This window comes from Barnesiella sp. (genome assembly GCF_022723415.1).
GTDB classification, from domain to species: Bacteria; Bacteroidota; Bacteroidia; order Bacteroidales; family Barnesiellaceae; genus Barnesiella; species Barnesiella intestinihominis.
In genome coordinates, this window is record NZ_JAIJHU010000009.1 from 1 (window position 1) to 17,623 (window position 17,623).

The following is a 17,623-nucleotide window of genomic DNA, read 5'->3' on the forward strand; positions in this document are numbered from 1 at the left end:
GCCTTTACCTTCCAAGCTGATATCGCCCGAAGCCACCCATGTATAATCACCATCGGCAGAAGTCGCAATCTTCACATTAAGTTTTTCTTTAGAAGTTGCAGTCGATTTAGGCTCGTTCAAAACATACACTTCAAGCATAGAGGTTTCCTTCCAATATGTCCCTTCACTATAAAATGAAAAGACTTTATTAGTAGCCTCTTTCACGTTCAACGCCGGGGTAAACATCCACAAATCATACGACTTACCAGCATTTTTATCACTACCATCGTGAGCGGTGGCCTGAATGTATTTCTCCTCTTTAAAGACCTTACTTTGCCATGTACGATCGTCATCGGCCGGAGAAACAATCTCGTGGGTCCAACCCGGACATAATTCATCAATAGGAGTATAATTAGCTTCAATGTTATCGAAAGTATAAATCGTATCGGTCAACACTTTCGAAGGAGTAGTACCGTCACCCCCATTACCCCCTGTACCGGGTAAAAGCTCATCTTCTACATTGGAGCATGCGGAGAATCCTGCAACTGTCATAGCTGCCATAAAAATCCATGCAAATTTTCTCATCTTTTTCATATTAAAATTTATTTGGGGTTAAAAATATTATTACGATTCATGCAAAAATAGATCGCTCCTCAGCATAACCAATTTCATTTGATTTCGCGCCCGACTCACCCTATTGAGGGAAATCGAATCCTTTGAGATCGGCAAACGGCTTATCCAACGACCGTACGGTCAACTGCCAAGTTCCGTCATAGGCCTCGTTATCTTGGAACCACCCTACAATTGCAGTAATTTCTCCTTTATTGCCGCTACCGGGGGTAGGAATACGACGATCGGCAAACCGGGCATACTCACTGGTAGAAATATACACATCTACCGTATTGCCACTATCATCGGCAATCTCCCGGGAGCGAGGGAACCCGATATTATATTTTTTATTGTTATCGTAAGTCGCAGGAGCAAACGTAGGGTTCAAAGCGTACTTCGCCAAAGCGGCCGTCACATTCTTTCCGTCCGACGGGAACGGGAAAATCACATCGTTCAATTTCTTTCCATCGGAATCATATCCTGTAAAATAGACATCTTTAATCTTTACGATTTTGAAATAACCATATTTGTCCATTTCGGTGATCTCTTTCAAAGTCTTTTCTTCCACAACTATTTTAGAAGGATCGGGAGTTCCTATCTTCTGGATATGTTTCATCGCCAGCGTATAAGGGATACGCCCGGGCTCTTCACGAATCTTATTGTCGTTGCGATATCCGCGTACTCCCAACTGGGGTGCTGCCGCATAACGTCCCAAAACCAATCCGTTACAGCGAATAGCTACCACTTGTCCCAACGGCAACATACCCGAAAGACTGCCGGCATCGACCGAAACTTTCAAACAAGTATGGTCATCGTCCAGACTTTGTATAACGAAATATTTATATACGTTGCCCGCACGGTCATCGGTAATAATCCGACCTCTAACGATGATATCGTTGGGAGAATCGATCGTATCGATTGTAAACAGGCCCTCTTTCGTATCGAAATTTTCGATAAGGTCTTTAATAGTTACCGTCTGGGGCCAAGCCTCATCGCTGCCTTCGGGAACCGTAGCAAAATCTTCGGGAATGGCATCGAATTCTTTTTCACACGCCGTAAACAGCATAAGAGCTGCAAATACGACACCGATATATTTTAATTGTCTCATACTCTAAACGATTTATTAAAATTTGAAACCGACATTGATAAACATATTGAAGCCCCAAGCATAATAATATTTATTGGGGAATTTGTCCACCGATTGTATATCCTTGGTTACACTCTTATTATCCCGGCTGACACGACCTTGTTGATAACCGCCGGTAATCATGCTGGTATTATTGAGAATATTATTGAAGCTAAGGTTGATATTCAACTGTTGCTTACGATTGTTGAGATAAATCAATTTACCTACCGAAGCATCGAGTAAGAACCCGCCTTTAAGTTTCTCCTGCGAACCGATCATCTCCTTCTGATTGTAGTACTTAACGATATCGGAACCTTTATTCCCGGTATAGTCTCTAACAAGAACAGGTTTACCTGTCTTTTCATCAAAGCTCCAAACCATAGAAGTTTGACCATTCTTATCGATACCGATAATGCGATAACCGTTGTAATTCTGCTCCAATCCTACTTCATTGGGATATTTTCCGCCATACATATTCATGTGCGTGAAACGCGACGGAGAGAAATCGAGGTAATTGTTATCGAAGTAAGAAAGCGTTATGTCGGCAAACCACATCTTCGGGTGAAAATAATCCAGCGTAATGCTTGCGGCCAACTGAGGACCGTTGCTCACATGAAGACCTTCGGTGTAAACTTTTTCGGTATAATCGGTCGAAGCGGCCCGCCCGTCGACTATAACCGGCAATTGTTCGGTAAAGAGATTCATACCGTTCTCGGCGCTCATCGTTCCCATACAATCGTTGGTATATTTGTAGCTGCCATACGTTCCTGCCGCCGATATAGTGAAGCTGCTGTTCAACTTCACACTCACACCGGCCTCGACACCAAAGTGACGTTTATTCACGCCCGACAATGTATGATTTACATACGTGCGGAACTCATCGTGATAATATCCCGTACTTTCTACGCCATCGCGGAATTCCGTGAAGAACCCTGTTACCCGACCTTTTACAATCGATGTATTCAATTGATAGGTCAAATCGGCCGAGAATACTTTCTCCGATTTCAAACCTCTGATACGAGTATCTTTAATACGAGGCGCTACATAGGCATAACCGGCCAACGGAGCCCGAGATTCCGCCAAAGCATTTAACGACAAACGATTATGTCCGTCTATCTTATATACGACACCGGCCTTGATACTGGGATCTATAAAATACATCTGTTTACCCAAGCCCTTAGACCGGGCTCCAACAACCTCGGCACGACCGTTTCTCATCAAACCTTCACGTTGGAAAGAGGTATAGGATAAACGTGCGGCATAATAGATATCGAACAAGGGTAATTTCCAATCGTTCTGTATAAATGCCGAAGCATTGATAACATGCATATTGTAATTATATCCGAACTTATCACCTTTATAAACAGCTCGGTTCGGGTCGTCCAAATCATTCTGGATAATGTCCTGATTGTCGGTAAAGTCACGCTCGGCAAACTGGTCTATATCGATCCACTGATTAGCCCCTAACAAGTCATCGACGGTCTTGTAGTGCATTCCTTTCGCATATTTGGCTTCGATACCGGCCGTCAATTTGAGTTCGCTATTCAACTGATTGGTGTACAAAAAGTTCAAAGGTATTTCCATCAAGTTGTTGTGACGACGCTCCAAAATATACTTGGCGCTCCCCTCGGGATTTATGGCATTGTTGGCATAGTTCGCGCTATACATCGCATTCCAGTTAATCTGGGTCACATTGGGATCGCCGGCTCTCCACAAATCGGCAATCTGATTGGCCAATCCCTTATTCACCTCTTTGTAATAGGCATTATAAACATCGTCGGGACCATCTACCGCCAACTGATAATATTGCCAACTGGGCAAATTACGGTAATAATCGGGACGGGGATCGGGCGCGTTATAAAAAGCTATCGCCGAATTACTGTATTGGCTGTAATGGAATCCTACGCCGGCAGACAATTTGCTCTCATCGTCGATTTTCCAGTCCCAATTAAAAATTGCCGTAGGGTCATAGCTGTGGACAATGCGGGAATTACGCTTTTCTCCGTCTTGGTATCCCCAATAAGGATTGTAATAAATTCCCCGATAATCGTAAACCTCCTGTGAAACGGCAGCCGACTGTGCCCGTTTGGTCGGTGCACCGAACGTCGTCAAGGCAAATCGATGGTCGCCCAATACTTTCTCGGCAGCAAGGAAATAGCCGAAAGAGTTGTAAAAGGTTCCTTCCGTGCGTCCCTCGTCGGCCCAACGATAAACGACCGACCCGGTAAAAGCCCAACCGTTGTCCATAATACCGGTCGAGTAGATAGCCTGTCCGCGCAATTTATAAGCACGATTCGTGTAAGCGGCATTTACATTCGTACCTGCTGCATAGTTGGTTGCCCGCGTGTTGATGTTCGTCGTTCCTCCCAAAGAACCGTAAGCATATCCCGGCATTTCAAGACCATTCACGGCATCTTTATTTCTCATGGCATTGTTCAATCCTCCGAGACTCGAATAGTTGAAACGGCCGCGTTCCAAATCATTAAAGTTAAGTCCGTTTATATAGGTAGAAGATTCCCGTTGTTCATATCCCCTCACATTAAAACGCATAGGGCTATACGAATAACTGGCTGCCTGCAAATAAACATCGTCGGCAGCGCCGGACAGATAGGATGCCGATTGAGATGCGGCACTGCCCTCATCGTCTATCGCCGACTCGTCGAGCTCGAAAACATTATCTTCGAGAACCTGTTGATTGAGTGTATTGTCTGCTTTCTTAGGTTGCAAAGAAGCATTCAAGGTATTTACGCCGTCATTTACCACAAAGTCGACAGAATAAGCCTTATAATCAGCCGCCGTAAATACAACAACCACAGACCCTGCCCTAACTTTCTTCAACTCGAAATTTCCGTCAAAATCCGTAACAGCCGACACGTTCCGTATCGCAACTTTTACATTCGCAATAGGTTTGTTTGTTTCATAGTCAACGACAACACCTCTTACTGATGCGGCCTGAACAAAAGCCGGTACGACAAGAAGCCATGTCATTAATAACCATAGTTTACGATTCATTACATCAAAAGGTTTAATTATAACTGTGTTTATGTTTACAACCCTATTCCCCCTTTTGTCAAGGGGCAGAAAAGGAATTTGCAAATTAAAAGATTATTTTCCATTATACAAACTTCTACGTTGGGAATATTTATTACAATCGTGTTAAATTGTAACCCTATATAAAATGTTAATTATCGGACAAAATGCAAGAAATTTTGGGAAATAAGCTAACTTTCAAGTTATTAAACCTATCACTATGTTAAAAATACCTTTCTAAACGACAACTGCTAAATCATATCTCACCCATCGTCCTAATACATTATCGCCATCATAAACATTAGAGCTAATGATATAATATGATTCTTACGAACGTCGCACACGGAAAGATGTCTTTAAACGCATTTCTTCCTACCGATAGAGATTTATTCCTAAAAAAATTTCGCTTATTTGTCAAATTAGAGTTATCTTGCGCCACATTTTAATTTAAGTCGAAAATTTCAAAAACAAAATTCCACACGAACTATGAAAAAAATAGGATTCTTGCTATTAGCCGTATTCTTGACAGGAGTGACTGTTACACAAGCACAAAAGAAACAATACGCTATATATGCGGTAGCATTCTACAATCTTGAAAACCTGTTCGACACGATTAATCAGCCGAATACGAACGACGAAGAATTTACTCCTTCGGGGTCGTACCGTTGGGGCGGATTAAAATATCGGAATAAACTCAACAACCTTGCTTATGCGATTAGCAATTTTGCCACAGACAACAGCAGCCCGTTCAAATTAAAAAACGGACCTGCCGTTATCGGCGTATCGGAAATAGAAAACGAACAAGTATTGGAAGATTTGATTCATACCGGCGAATTATCCAAACGAAACTATGGAATTGTACATTACGACTCTCCCGATTTTAGAGGAATCGATGTGGGTCTTATATACGACAAAGATCAATTTACACTCGAATCGAGCCGTAGCGCACGACTTCATACCCCTCAATTCCCCGACCTACGTACTCGCGACCAATTAGTTGTTTCGGGAATATTGGCCGGCGAACGGGTACACTTTATTGTCAACCACTGGCCTTCAAGACTCGGCGGAGAAAAACAATCGAGCCCAAAACGGGAAGCCGCTGCCGCACTGACCAAACATTTGGCTGACTCTCTTTTAGCGGCCGACCCCGACTCGAAAGTCATCATTATGGGCGACCTCAACGACGACCCGTCGAACCGTAGTTGCAAAACCGTATTAGGGGCCAAAAAGAAACAACAAGAAGTTCAGGCTGGCGGATATTTCAATACCATGTGGGAAATGTTCGACAAAGGCATAGGCACGTTGGCTTATAACGGTTCTTGGAACTTATTCGACCAAATTATTATTTCGGGGAACCTGTTAGGTAAAGATCGCTCCACCTTGAAATATATCCGGTCGGAAGTATTCAACCGGGATTTCCTAAAACAAAAAGAAGGCAAGTACAAGGGTTATCCTTTGCGAACCCATGCTGCGGGAGTTTATCTAAATGGTTACAGCGACCACTTCCCCACTCTCATCTATTTAGCCAAAGAGATAAAATAAATAAAGCTCGAAACACAAAAAGAGGGGTGATATTGTTCTATCACCCCTCTTTTCATTTTCTCCGGAATTAAAATATAACACGACGAGTTATCCTATCTTCATTCGATGACAATACGATAACATAAATTCCTCTGGGATAATCGGCTGTCGACAAAACAATCTTCCCCCGACCATCTAAGTATTCACACCAAACCATACGACCAGAAATATCGACCAATTCGATCATTCGAAATTTTGTATCATTCACAGCAATCTCTAAATTTCTGCCATTTCGAATGATAACTATATCATCATCTCTATCCACCTCTTCAATTCCGCTATAACAAGGATCATTCACCGCATCCGACGTTTCATATTCGATGTTACCGTCAGGACCTTTGACATAAACCAATTTATCCTGAGTATCCAACCCACTCACATCGGTAGAACAACCCGGGCGCAGCAAATCACCGTCTTCTACACCTATCCCTTCGATCCACAAGACCTTATCTCCCGTCCAAAATCGCTGCCGAAGTGTATTGGCGATCTCTACCGTATCGATTTTACTAATTGTCGAAGATACGGATTTCTGAGTAATCCAATCGAAATGAGTGATGGTCTCACCCTCCTTTACGCCGAAATCATAAATAAGATATTCCCTATCACACAAACTCTCGACAGGCATAAGGAGTTTATTAAAAGTTATATAAACCTGTTTCCCGGATTCTCGGATAAAAGCCAAATTTTCATCGGCCGTCTCCGAACAAGACTTAAAAGTGTAAAACTTTTTATACGCAATGTCATTGACAATGGTATCGGCTTGTATCAGATTTCGATAATAACTCTTTCCGAATAATTGCTGGGAATATCCCCACTCGACACCGTCTCGCACCAAAGGGACATACTCATAATGCGCAGCTTTTATATTCCCGACCACGGCGAACAAAAGAACGAACAACGTAATTTTTCTCATAACTATCACTTTTTCTTTAAGGTAATGAAATAATTTATTTGTAAAAATAATATATATCATTGAATGAATCTATTTTTATTCAATCTTTTTACCGAGATTGCGATTTCTACAAAAAACATGAAAATAGACTGTAACCCTACTCAATCAAATAAATTGATTTCTGCTCTCATTTGCACCATCTTTGCGCAGGATGCGAAAATAGGCTACATTCGGCAAAGTCAAGCGAGCTTGCTTTTGCCCTCATTTGCACTATCTTTGCATCGAATTTTCAAAAGGGATTGCCCCATGACTCAGAAAGCGAAAACTTATATGCTACCCGTCGCAATGGCTACCGGAAGTTTGGCGGGATATTTACTCCCCGACCTTACAGCCCGATGGGCTACACTTCTGGCCCCTATCCTTATTTTTGCTATGCTGTTGGTTACCTACTGTAAAATTTCCCCGAACGATCTACATATAAAACCTCTACACGGCTGGCTTCTCGCTGTTCAGATTATCGGTGGATTAACCATATTCGGTGCGCTTTATTTTTGGGATCCTATCATAGCGGAAGGAACTTTCATCTGCCTTTTCTGTCCCACAGCGACAGCCGCTCCCGTCATTACCGGAATGCTCGGAGGAAATGTCCCGACACTAATTTCATACAGTCTAATCAGCAATATGGCTGTGGCCATTTTATCGCCGATTATTTTTTCGTTCATGGGAATACATGCCGACATCTCTTTCCTCGACTCTTTCCTAACTATATGCAGTAAAGTGTTACCACTGCTTATCCTACCCTTAGGAGTGGCAATCCTCTTACGACAATGCCTACCCAAAATCCACACGGTATTGAATAAGCGACAATCTCTATCGTTTTACATGTGGGCAGTTTCGCTTTTTCTTGTAGTAGGCAAAGCGGTCACATTCATCATCGGACAAGGGAGAGAAGCTATACCTCTCGAAATCGCTATCGCCCTCCTCTCTTTGATCGTTTGTATAGGACAATTCTATATAGGGCGAAAATTAGGTGGACGATACGGCGATAAAATTTCAGGAGCGCAAGGATTGGGACAGAAAAACACCGTGCTTGCCATTTGGCTGGCACTCACTTATTTGTCGCCTATCACATCGATAGGCCCGGCATCATATATCATCTGGCAGAACAGCATCAATAGCTATCAACTTTACTTGAAAGAAAAGCAGACAATGAAAGGCTCTTAGAAACTGTTTTCATTTTTTCAAATCGAATCTTTTCCGGTCGAACGACCTCAAAACTATTCCAAATTCAAATATAAAAGGCTAATTTTCCTCTTCCTCCTCATTCACCGCCGGAAGATTCTTTTTCGCTTTCACCCCCATGACTTTAAGTTTCTCTACACGTCCTATCAGATTTCCGTTGCCGGTTTTCAGTTTTTTCATGGCATCGGTATAAGCCATAGCCGTCGTATTCAATGATTTACCAATCTTCTCCATATCCTCGACAAAACCGGCGAACTTATCGTACAATTTTCCGCCCTCCTCGGCTATATCGATTGCATTGCGGGTCTGCTTGTCCCGTTGCCACAAATCGGCTACGAGTTTCAGTGCGGCAATCAAATTCGTCGGGCTCAACAAAAGCACTTTCTTTTCATAGGCATATTGCCACAAAGCGTGATCGGCCTGCATAGCAGCCAGATAGGCAGCCTCGTTGGGAATAAACATCATTACATGATCGCCTTTCCCGACATAATCTTGATAGCTCTTCCCGGCCAGCTCGTCTATATGTTTCCTCACCGATACTAAATGCTGCTTCAATGCCAATCGAGCTTCGTCGGCATCTTCCGCATTGACGTAATTGACATAAGCCGTGAGAGATACTTTCGAGTCGATCACCATTTGATGATTTTCTCCACCGGGATAACGGATAATGACATCAGGACGCATCTTCCGCCCATCGGAGCCCTGTATGGTATGTCCCTCTTCGTCCCGCAAAGTTTCCTGTATGAAATATTCCCGATCCTTTTCAAGCCCCGATTTTTCGAGAATACTTTCCAATATCATCTCCCCCCAGTCACCCTGTATTTTGGAATCTCCACGCAGAGCATGAGTCAGCTGTTTTGCCTCCGCACCTATGGATTCGCTTCTCTCTACCAGCTCTTTAATCTGTTCTTTCAACGAAAACCGTTCGCGAGCCTCATTATTATAAGTTTCTTCCACGGTCTTTTTAAATCCCTCCAAACGCTCTTTCAAGGGATTGAGTATTTCGGCGAGACGTTCGTGGTTCATCTCGGAAAAGCTCTTCGATTTCTCCTGCAATATCTCGTTAGCCAGTACCTTGAACTCGTTGTTCATCTCTTGCCGGATACGTTGGACTTCCTGCTTTTGAACTTCCATATTTTCGGAAAGCATTTGATTACGGGCTTGCAGATCGCCTTTCTCACGGTTGAGTTTCTCTCGCTCCCGATTAGCAAAATCGAGTTGTGCCTGTACCTCGGCCAACCGCGCCGTACAGCTTTTCACCTGCGCCTCCAACACACCGTTGCGTACCTTCAAGTCAGCCGCCTCGCTTTCGCGTACCGCCAGCGACTGCTGCCACCCTTTACGACTCGAATTATACACGACAAAAAATACCACGGTAGCAACCAAAGCCACCAATATACCAACCCCTACTGCTATCATAATGATCTAATCTATATTCAACACCTCAAAAAATCGTTGTGCAATCTGCTCGAACCCGTTATTACCCGGATGAGAAGCGATATCCTTATCGGTAGTTATCGTTTCATATCCTTGCCAAGTCAATGTTTTAGCCTCGGTATTATCGCTATAACTTTCCGTTTGCACAATGGCTTTGTATTTCTTTCCACCGACATTAAAATCTATTTGTAACCGATTATCCGACAACACGGTATAATGGGTATAATTCAAGGACTGAGAGGTCGGGTCCACACGGGTGATAACCGTACCTATCAAACTGCGATTACCGGCTTTGTTAATGCCGTCTATCGCTACGAGGGTCACGGCATATTGTTTACACGCATTTTTTACAGACTTGATGACACTATTCGATACATACCAGCCATAAATCCACACGATACGAGCCCGAGGCGCATAGGCTTTTATGGTTGCGATCAGCTCTTTTGCCCCTTGCTCGAAGGCTTCTCTTTTACTCGATGTATTTACATTATCGCCAATCTGTATAACGACCAAATCCAAATCGTCGCTCAACACGGGACACAATCTATTATCCAACCAATCCATCTGTTGAGCCCGGTTTTCACAAGCCTCAAAATCGACTCCCGATAATTTCGTATCGGTATAGGCTGGATTGGCTTTTAAAAACTTTCTTTGGATAACGGCATGATAATCGCTCGCCGAGTCGGTCGCATTCATTCCGAAAGCGCCATTACCCAATAGTAAAGAATTCCCGATAAACAGAGCCTTATCAGGCATTTCAAATTTTCCATGATCGAAAATCAAGTCGGTTAGCTCCTCTCCAAAAAATTTGTCGCACGAGGCCATCGTTATCGACAAAATGATAAGGCATAAGTAAGAAGAGAAATATTTCATAAGCCTATACAAACAATTGTATTTGAACAATGTGACAACAAAGATATTAAATAACATGAACAGAGGCAAACGAAAAAATCATTCCCGCATAAATATTCTGCATCACACCTCTACAAACAGACGATAAATTTCACTATTCACACTTTTATAATTACTTTTGTACAAGTAACCGACAAAATTCCAACGCATGAAATTAGGAGATGTATGGTTCTCGGCCATTGCCGAAGCCGAAAACAGTGACCGCATGATTGTCGTTTCGGGACGTACCGAGATAGAACCGTTCATTCAATCGGGCAAGTTCAAAGAACGTGTTGAAATCACATGGAAATACGAGGCCGATAGTAAAGGCATGCCCAATGAGACTACCGGGAAACTGATGGAAGAAGTGCAGACCGTATTGAAACAGGCTATGGAAAAAGATAAACTGGCCATTTTCACAGGAATCTATACCGGAGACGGCGAACGCACATGGGTATTTTATACCCGCAATATACCTGCATTCGGACGTATGCTCAACGAAACTCTCGCTCCGTTCGAAACGTTACCTCTCACCATCTATACCGAGAAAGACCCCGAATGGAACGAATATCGGGAAATGTGCGAGCTTCAAGATCAGGATAATGACGATGAAGACCTCGATGAATGAAAGCGATACAGCACTGAACGTCCATTCGCACAATGAAAAAAGCGCTCTTACATATAGGCATATTCATTCTGTTTTCGGCTCAAATAGCATGTTCACATGGAGAAGACGAACCGGAAGATATTACTACTATCTCTGTTAATGAACCGGGCTCCCTATCTGAAATCATCGCGCCGAGCCAACGAGGCAGTATTACTAAATTATCCGTAAAAGGATCTCTAAATTATAGCGATATTTCCTATATCCACCAAATGCCGGAATTACTTTACTTAGATGTAGGAAACGTCGTACTGCCCAACAACTACTTCCCGGATAATGCCATTTCCAGCCATGAAAAATTAGAGGCCGTGATTCTCCCTGTATCGCTCGATTCTATCGGGGCATCGGCATTTCGATGGTGCGAAAGGTTGCAAGCCGTCCGCCTGCCCAAAAAACTTAAATCCATCGGAGCGTATGCATTCGCCGGCTGTATCAATCTGTACGATATAGAATTACCCAACTCTTTGCTATATCTCGAAAAATATGCCTTTTCCGGTTGTAAAAGTTTATATACCTTGAAAATACCATCGAAATTACAACGTATATCCGACTATACTTTTTCCAAATGTATCAGCCTTACCGAAATAAAAATACCGGGAAGTATCCGGGAAATAGGGTATAAATCATTTTCGGGTTGCAGCGGACTCCGAGAAATTAGCATCCCCTCGACTGTCAAAACAGTAGGTATCGGAGCCTTTGAAAATTGTACCGAATTAAAGGATATATCCTTGCCAACGACTCTTACCGAAATCAATTACTACACATTCTCAGGCTGTACCAGTCTCACTACTCTTACTCTACACAGCAAGCTCACCGCTATCAACAACTATGCTTTCGCCGGATGCAAAAGCCTTACTGAAATACATTGTAAAAACAGCAACCCGCCTTTGATCGGAGAAAATACATTTCGAGACGTAAACCGCATCGGCTGTAAAATATTCGTCCCGTCGAAACGAGCGAAGAAAAGTTATAGTACAGCCCTCTATTGGAATGAATTTACCATTTATATAGAATGACACCTACTGTTCTTTATTCGAATCAATTATAATGAACAGAAATTATAATACTAAAAAACGTATTTTTATCAAATCAAGATTTTAATTTATAATTTTTTTCATTATACTTGCATTAAACAAAAAAACAATCTGCTCCATCAACCAACAGAACATACACTATTCATATTCTTGTAAAATCCTAAACGATAAAGCCATGAAAAATACATTACTTCGAACAGTCGTTATCTTCGTCGCTCTTTGCATTTATCCCAGTATCCACGCTTATGACTTTGAATATGACGGATTCTATTACGACATTACCTCCGATTCAACAGTAAGTGTCACTTACGAAGGATCCACCGAATATCAATACGAAGGCGACATTATAATCCCTGAAAAAGCAACCTTTAATAACAAAACTTACCAAGTCTCAGAGATTGGTCCATTTGCTTTTTTTGAGTGTAATATCGGAACAATCTCGATTCCAAACAATATTATTGCAATTAGAGAAAGTGCCTTCACTTCATCTTCATTAGACTCCATCAATATAGGATCAGGAGTCTTGATAATCGAGCCGTCAGCTTTTAGCTATTGTAACCTAGGCCATATCAATATCCCCGATAATGTCACAAGAATAGGGCATCATGCCTTTTATGCAAGTTTTGGTTTAGAAACTGTAATAATCGGCAATGGAGTTACCCAAATAGAACAATCAACATTTCATTTTTGTCCAAATTTAAAGCACATTGCATTAGGAAATAATACCACCTCAATCGGAGCAGAAGCATTTCTCTCTTGCGATAGCCTAAAATATATAGAACTGCCCAATAGTATCAGCGAAATAGGTAAAAATGCATTTAGTAGCTGCGATGCATTATCATCTATTACACTCAGTGAAAATCTATCAGAAATAAAAGAGCAGACTTTTTCAAATTGTACAAGTCTGTCTTCTATTATAATTCCCGACAAAGTATCGACCATAGCAACATCAGCATTTTCAGGGTGTAATCATTTAGTCTCTCTCAGATTGGGTACAGGTGTTACTGATATATCTTATTGGGCATTTAAAAGCGCTCCATTGAAAGAAATCTATGCTTTCTCGGAAACGCCACCGACAGTCCATTATACAAACTCATACACAAATTCCTTTGACGCAGACATTTTTAATCAATGCACTCTGTACGTCCCTGCCGGTAGTTTACAAGCCTACAAAAATGCAGAAGTATGGAAAAATTTCAAAAACATCGTGGAGAATGATTTCACAGGAATAGAACGCCCCTCACCAGACAAAGCAAAAATTTTCGGAAACAAAAATAGCATTGCATTTCGAAATATCGAACCGGGTACAGATATAAGTATCTATGACACAACCGGGAAATGTATAAAAACATTTGCAGTGGACGGAGACAGCGAAATCCCCTTCCCCAGCGGTATTTATCTCATCAAATATGCCGGGAAAACCGTAAAAATAATATTATAATCAAATAGGCTCAGTAAAAATCGGTGGGGGTAAACATGAATTTTAGCGAATGCGATGGACTGCATTTTCCTTCTCCCCTGCCGTGTCCCGTAGCCTTACGGAGTGTTGCGTCAGCAATATAGGAGAGACACCGAAGTAACGGCAGTTTCTGAGGAGAGGGGTTGAAAAGATTTCAAGAGTTTTTGGGCTGTAAGAATTAACCCCTCCGTCCGACGGACACCTCCCCTATATTTTGTTTGACAACAAAACACAGGGGAGGAGGGCAATACCTTCTGTATCGTTAGATTATATAAAAGTACAATCCCCTCTGATTTCCTACTGAGAAGCTATAAAGGAGAAATGGCACTATAAATAAAAAGAGATGTTCGGTAAAACATCTCTTTTTATTTATTCCACAAGACAGTTGTACTCTATTTTTATTCCTCGTCTTCCTCTTCTTTCATATTGTGGAAAACATTTTGTACATCTTCGTCTTCCTCAAAACGTTCGATCAACTTTTCGATAGAAGCGCGTTGTTCGGGTGTAACATCTTTCACATCGTTAGGAATACGTTCGAATTCGGCACTAACGATTTCATAACCGGCCTCTTCGAGATGGTGTTGGATATTATTATTCTCCGAGAACTCGCCATAAAGTACGATTTCTTCCTCATCGGCCTCCACTTCATCGACACCATAGTCAATCATTTCAAGTTCGAGATCCTCCACCGAGACTCCCTCTTTGGGTTTGATATGAAACACACATTTGTGGTCGAACAAGAAAGAAAGACTACCGGTCGTTCCCAACGATCCTCCGGCTTTATTGAAATAACTGCGCACATTGGCGACAGTACGGGTCGTGTTATCGGTAGCTGTTTCTACGACGATAGCGATACCGAAAGGACCGTATCCTTCATAAACCACTTCCTTATAATCGCCGGCATCTTTCGACGAAGCTTTTTTAATAGCCCGTTCTACATTTTCTTTCGGCATATTCGCCGCTTTGGCATTCTGCATCAATACACGCAGACGCGGATTGGCATCGGGATCGGGTCCACCGGCTTTAACGGCAATAGAAATTTCTTTCCCAATTTTCGTAAATGTACGGGCCATATTACCCCACCGTTTCAATTTTCTGGCTTTACGATATTCAAAAGCTCTTCCCATAGGATATCTTTTACTTATATTTTTATTAAATCGAATTATCTTAGCTGTGCCTCCAATTTCTGTTGAAGATTGGCTATAATTTTATTCATGATAGCATCTATCTGCTTATCGTTAAGCGTCTTATTCTCGTCTTGAAGAATAAACGAAACGGCATAGGACTTCTTACCTTCGGGGAGGTTCTTCCCTTCATAAACATCGAAAAGATAGACCTCTTTGAGCAATTTACGCTCGCTTTCCCGAGCCACTTTCTCGATATCGGCAAAAGAGACCGCTTGATCGACCAACAAAGCCAAATCCCGTTTCACCGCTTGAAATTTAGGCAATTCGCTGTACAATACCGCATGTTTCGCAGCCATTTTCATTAGTGAATCCCAATTCAACTCGGCAAAAGAAACCTCGACATCGATATCGAAACGTTTGAGTATCTTATGCGAGACAAGCCCCATCTTTCCTAGTATCTTTCCTCCCCGGTTGCTATAAGTCAAAGCTACCGAATAAATCTCGTCGCTTGTCTGTGTCGCGATAATATCACCGGCTATTCCAAGACGGGCAAAAATATTCTCCACATAAGCCTTCATTTCGTAAACCGAAGATTTCTCATCGGCATGCGCCCAGCTTCCTTCCACTCGATTACCGGTCTGCCACAAAGCGAAATGTTTTTCTTCGGAATAGCCCGACAAAACTTTCTCTTCATTATGAGTCTCCGGGTCAAAATAATAACAATTACCACATTCGTAAAAACGCAAGTTGGCCCGACGACGATTTATATTATGTGAAATACTTTCCAATCCACCGAATAAAAGGGTTTGGCGCATTACATTCAAGTCATTGCTCAACGGATTAAGCAAAGCCACGCAATGCGCACGAGGCCAACCTTGCAAGTCGTCGTAATAAGCGCCACAGGTTAATGAGTTGTTCATGATTTCATTAAACCCGCACCCCGTGAGCTGTTCCGAAACTAAATTTTGAAACTGGTGACTTTGGTCGGTAACAGTCTTATAAGAAAGGCTGGAATGTACCCGGTCGGATATTTCGACATGATTATATCCATAGATACGAAGTAGATCTTCTATAACATCGACATCTCGCTGCACATCGACCCTATATGTAGGAACTTGCAACGAAAGTTCCTTTTCTGTTTCAGAAACGATCTTTATTTCAAGACTGTTCAATATGCTCTTGACCGTATCGACTGGAATATGTTTCCCGATGAGAGTATCGATTTTTTCATACGTAAGGGTTACAGGGAACGGAGCTACCGGATTGGGATATATATCCACAACTTCACCGCAAATCTCACCTCCGGCCAATTCTTTCACCAATAGAGCCGCCCGTTTCAAAGCATATAGAGTATCATTGGGATCGACACCACGCTCGAAGCGGAAAGACGAATCGGTATTCAATCCTTGACGGCGAGCTGTCTTACGCACCCATGTGGGATTAAAGCAAGCCGACTCCAAGAAAATATCGGTCGTATCGTTGGTTACACCCGATTTCAAACCGCCAAACACACCGGCGATACACATCGATTCCTTCTCATTACATATCATTAAGTCGTTAGAAGTCAACGTACGCTCTACCTCATCGAGTGTAACGAATTTCTCACCCTCTACGGCAGGTTTCACGATGACTTTCCCTCCGGCAATTCGATTCAAATCAAAACAATGCAGCGGTTGTCCGGTAGCATGGAGTATATAATTGGTAATATCCACCACATTATTGATCGGACGCAATCCGATAGCGGACAAACGTTGCTTCAACCAATCGGGACTTTCTGCCACTTTCACATTCCGCATCGTCACTCCGCTGTACCGGATACATGCTTCATGGTTCGCTACATCGACATCAATACCGCCCTCTTTTCTATCGATAGCGAAATCGTTTACCGACGGTCTGTGCAATCCGGCATCTTTACCCCTTTGTGTCAAATAAGCGGCCAAATCACGGGCAACGCCATAATGCGAAGCTGCATCGATACGATTCGGGGTAATATCCACTTCGAGGACATAATCGCTCTTTATATTATAATAGTCTTTGGCCAGTGTACCGGGCTTTACCTCTCCCGGCAACACGATAATGCCATCGTGCGAAGTTCCTATACCTATTTCGTCTTCGGCACAAATCATACCGAAAGATTCCACTCCGCGAATCTTCGATTTTTTAATCGTAAAACTTTCTTCACCACTATACAAAACAGTACCCAACGTAGCCACTACCACGTATTGTCCCGCCGCGACATTCGCAGCTCCACACACGATTTGAACAGGCTCGGATTCCCCCAAATCCACGGTAGTAATGTGCAAATGATCTGAGTTGGGGTGATCCTCACAAGTGAGAACCTTACCGATAACCAGCCCGTTAAGGCCGCCCTTGATGGTTTGCACCTCTTCAATTCCACCGGTCTCCAAACCGATAGAGGTGAGAGCTGCCGAAAGTTCTTCGGGAGAAAGGTCAAAATTCACGTAATCTTTCAACCAATTATACGAAATATTCATAACGAACTAATTTTATCTTCTTTCTAAAAACGCCGAAAAAGCCTTGAAAAAGCTCTT

Annotated in this window: 13 protein-coding genes; 5 read left to right on the forward strand and 8 right to left on the reverse strand. The window is 42.5% G+C overall.

Going from position 1 to position 17,623, the window contains the following annotated elements:
* From QVD32_RS03265 to QVD32_RS03275, 3 genes are all read right to left on the reverse strand, one after another.
* On the reverse strand, window positions 1-573 hold a 573-nt coding region (locus QVD32_RS03265), incomplete at its 3' end, for a hypothetical protein (protein ID WP_287710144.1).
* 100 nt (window positions 574-673) lie between these two features.
* Entirely contained in the window at window positions 674-1,696 is a 1,023-nt protein-coding gene (locus QVD32_RS03270) for a DUF5689 domain-containing protein (RefSeq protein WP_118687422.1), read from the reverse strand.
* A 15-nt stretch (window positions 1,697-1,711) separates the two neighbouring features.
* Complete coding sequence (locus tag QVD32_RS03275; protein ID WP_118687421.1) at window positions 1,712-4,726, reverse strand: carboxypeptidase-like regulatory domain-containing protein; 3,015 nt, start codon at window positions 4,724-4,726, stop codon at window positions 1,712-1,714.
* Between the two features lie 504 nt (window positions 4,727-5,230).
* Between QVD32_RS03275 and QVD32_RS03280 the strand changes: the two genes are divergently transcribed.
* A complete protein-coding gene (locus QVD32_RS03280; protein WP_008860964.1) occupies window positions 5,231-6,286 on the forward strand; it encodes an endonuclease/exonuclease/phosphatase family protein in 1,056 nt (351 codons plus the stop codon).
* A gap of 67 nt (window positions 6,287-6,353) precedes the next feature.
* Here QVD32_RS03280 and QVD32_RS03285 read toward each other — a convergent pair whose 3' ends face one another.
* Window positions 6,354-7,238 carry a T9SS type A sorting domain-containing protein gene (locus tag QVD32_RS03285; RefSeq protein WP_195241970.1) on the reverse strand — a complete coding sequence of 295 codons (885 nt, stop codon included), beginning with the start codon at window positions 7,236-7,238 and terminating at the stop codon, window positions 6,354-6,356.
* Window positions 7,239-7,523: 285 nt separating this feature from the next.
* Here QVD32_RS03285 and QVD32_RS03290 point away from each other — a divergent pair, with 285 nt between their 5' ends.
* Window positions 7,524-8,441, forward strand: a complete 918-nt coding sequence (locus QVD32_RS03290; RefSeq protein ID WP_046414554.1) for a bile acid:sodium symporter family protein — start codon at window positions 7,524-7,526, stop codon at window positions 8,439-8,441.
* A 78-nt stretch (window positions 8,442-8,519) separates the two neighbouring features.
* On the opposite strand, the gene QVD32_RS03295 is transcribed toward QVD32_RS03290, so the two are convergent.
* Entirely contained in the window at window positions 8,520-9,878 is a 1,359-nt protein-coding gene (locus tag QVD32_RS03295; RefSeq protein ID WP_021892051.1) for a DNA recombination protein RmuC, read from the reverse strand.
* 6 nt (window positions 9,879-9,884) lie between these two features.
* Window positions 9,885-10,769 carry an SGNH/GDSL hydrolase family protein gene (locus tag QVD32_RS03300; RefSeq protein ID WP_021892050.1) on the reverse strand — a complete coding sequence of 295 codons (885 nt, stop codon included), beginning with the start codon at window positions 10,767-10,769 and terminating at the stop codon, window positions 9,885-9,887.
* A gap of 187 nt (window positions 10,770-10,956) precedes the next feature.
* Between QVD32_RS03300 and QVD32_RS03305 the strand changes: the two genes are divergently transcribed.
* From QVD32_RS03305 to QVD32_RS03315, 3 genes are all read left to right on the forward strand, one after another.
* Window positions 10,957-11,415, forward strand: a complete 459-nt coding sequence (locus QVD32_RS03305) for a DUF695 domain-containing protein (protein ID WP_008860969.1) — start codon at window positions 10,957-10,959, stop codon at window positions 11,413-11,415.
* Between the two features lie 32 nt (window positions 11,416-11,447).
* Window positions 11,448-12,467, forward strand: coding sequence for a leucine-rich repeat domain-containing protein (locus tag QVD32_RS03310; protein WP_021892049.1), 1,020 nt, complete (start codon window positions 11,448-11,450; stop codon window positions 12,465-12,467).
* Between the two features lie 193 nt (window positions 12,468-12,660).
* Window positions 12,661-13,926, forward strand: coding sequence for a leucine-rich repeat domain-containing protein (locus QVD32_RS03315; protein WP_118687420.1), 1,266 nt, complete (start codon window positions 12,661-12,663; stop codon window positions 13,924-13,926).
* A gap of 416 nt (window positions 13,927-14,342) precedes the next feature.
* On the opposite strand, the gene QVD32_RS03320 is transcribed toward QVD32_RS03315, so the two are convergent.
* Both QVD32_RS03320 and pheT read right to left on the reverse strand, forming a co-directional pair.
* Window positions 14,343-15,071 (reverse strand): YebC/PmpR family DNA-binding transcriptional regulator, encoded by a 729-nt coding sequence (locus QVD32_RS03320; RefSeq protein WP_008860972.1) that lies wholly within the window; start codon window positions 15,069-15,071, stop codon window positions 14,343-14,345.
* 35 nt (window positions 15,072-15,106) lie between these two features.
* Window positions 15,107-17,566: a phenylalanine--tRNA ligase subunit beta gene (gene pheT / locus QVD32_RS03325; protein WP_021892047.1), complete on the reverse strand. Its 2,460-nt coding sequence runs from the start codon at window positions 17,564-17,566 to the stop codon at window positions 15,107-15,109.
* Window positions 17,567-17,623 lie beyond the last annotated feature (57 nt).

Coding starts and splice junctions, on each gene's coding strand:
- QVD32_RS03280 (WP_008860964.1), top strand. CDS start 5,231: ATGAAAAAAATAGGATTCTTGCTATTAGCCGTATTCTTGACAGGAGTG.
- QVD32_RS03290 (WP_046414554.1), top strand. CDS start 7,524: ATGACTCAGAAAGCGAAAACTTATATGCTACCCGTCGCAATGGCTACC.
- QVD32_RS03315 (WP_118687420.1), top strand. CDS start 12,661: ATGAAAAATACATTACTTCGAACAGTCGTTATCTTCGTCGCTCTTTGC.
- QVD32_RS03300 (WP_021892050.1), bottom strand. CDS start 10,769: ATGAAATATTTCTCTTCTTACTTATGCCTTATCATTTTGTCGATAACG.
- pheT (WP_021892047.1), bottom strand. CDS start 17,566: ATGAATATTTCGTATAATTGGTTGAAAGATTACGTGAATTTTGACCTT.
- QVD32_RS03295 (WP_021892051.1), bottom strand. CDS start 9,878: ATGATAGCAGTAGGGGTTGGTATATTGGTGGCTTTGGTTGCTACCGTG.
- QVD32_RS03275 (WP_118687421.1), bottom strand. CDS start 4,726: ATGAATCGTAAACTATGGTTATTAATGACATGGCTTCTTGTCGTACCG.
- QVD32_RS03310 (WP_021892049.1), top strand. CDS start 11,448: ATGAAAAAAGCGCTCTTACATATAGGCATATTCATTCTGTTTTCGGCT.
- QVD32_RS03270 (WP_118687422.1), bottom strand. CDS start 1,696: ATGAGACAATTAAAATATATCGGTGTCGTATTTGCAGCTCTTATGCTG.
- QVD32_RS03285 (WP_195241970.1), bottom strand. CDS start 7,238: ATGAGAAAAATTACGTTGTTCGTTCTTTTGTTCGCCGTGGTCGGGAAT.
- QVD32_RS03305 (WP_008860969.1), top strand. CDS start 10,957: ATGAAATTAGGAGATGTATGGTTCTCGGCCATTGCCGAAGCCGAAAAC.
- QVD32_RS03320 (WP_008860972.1), bottom strand. CDS start 15,071: ATGGGAAGAGCTTTTGAATATCGTAAAGCCAGAAAATTGAAACGGTGG.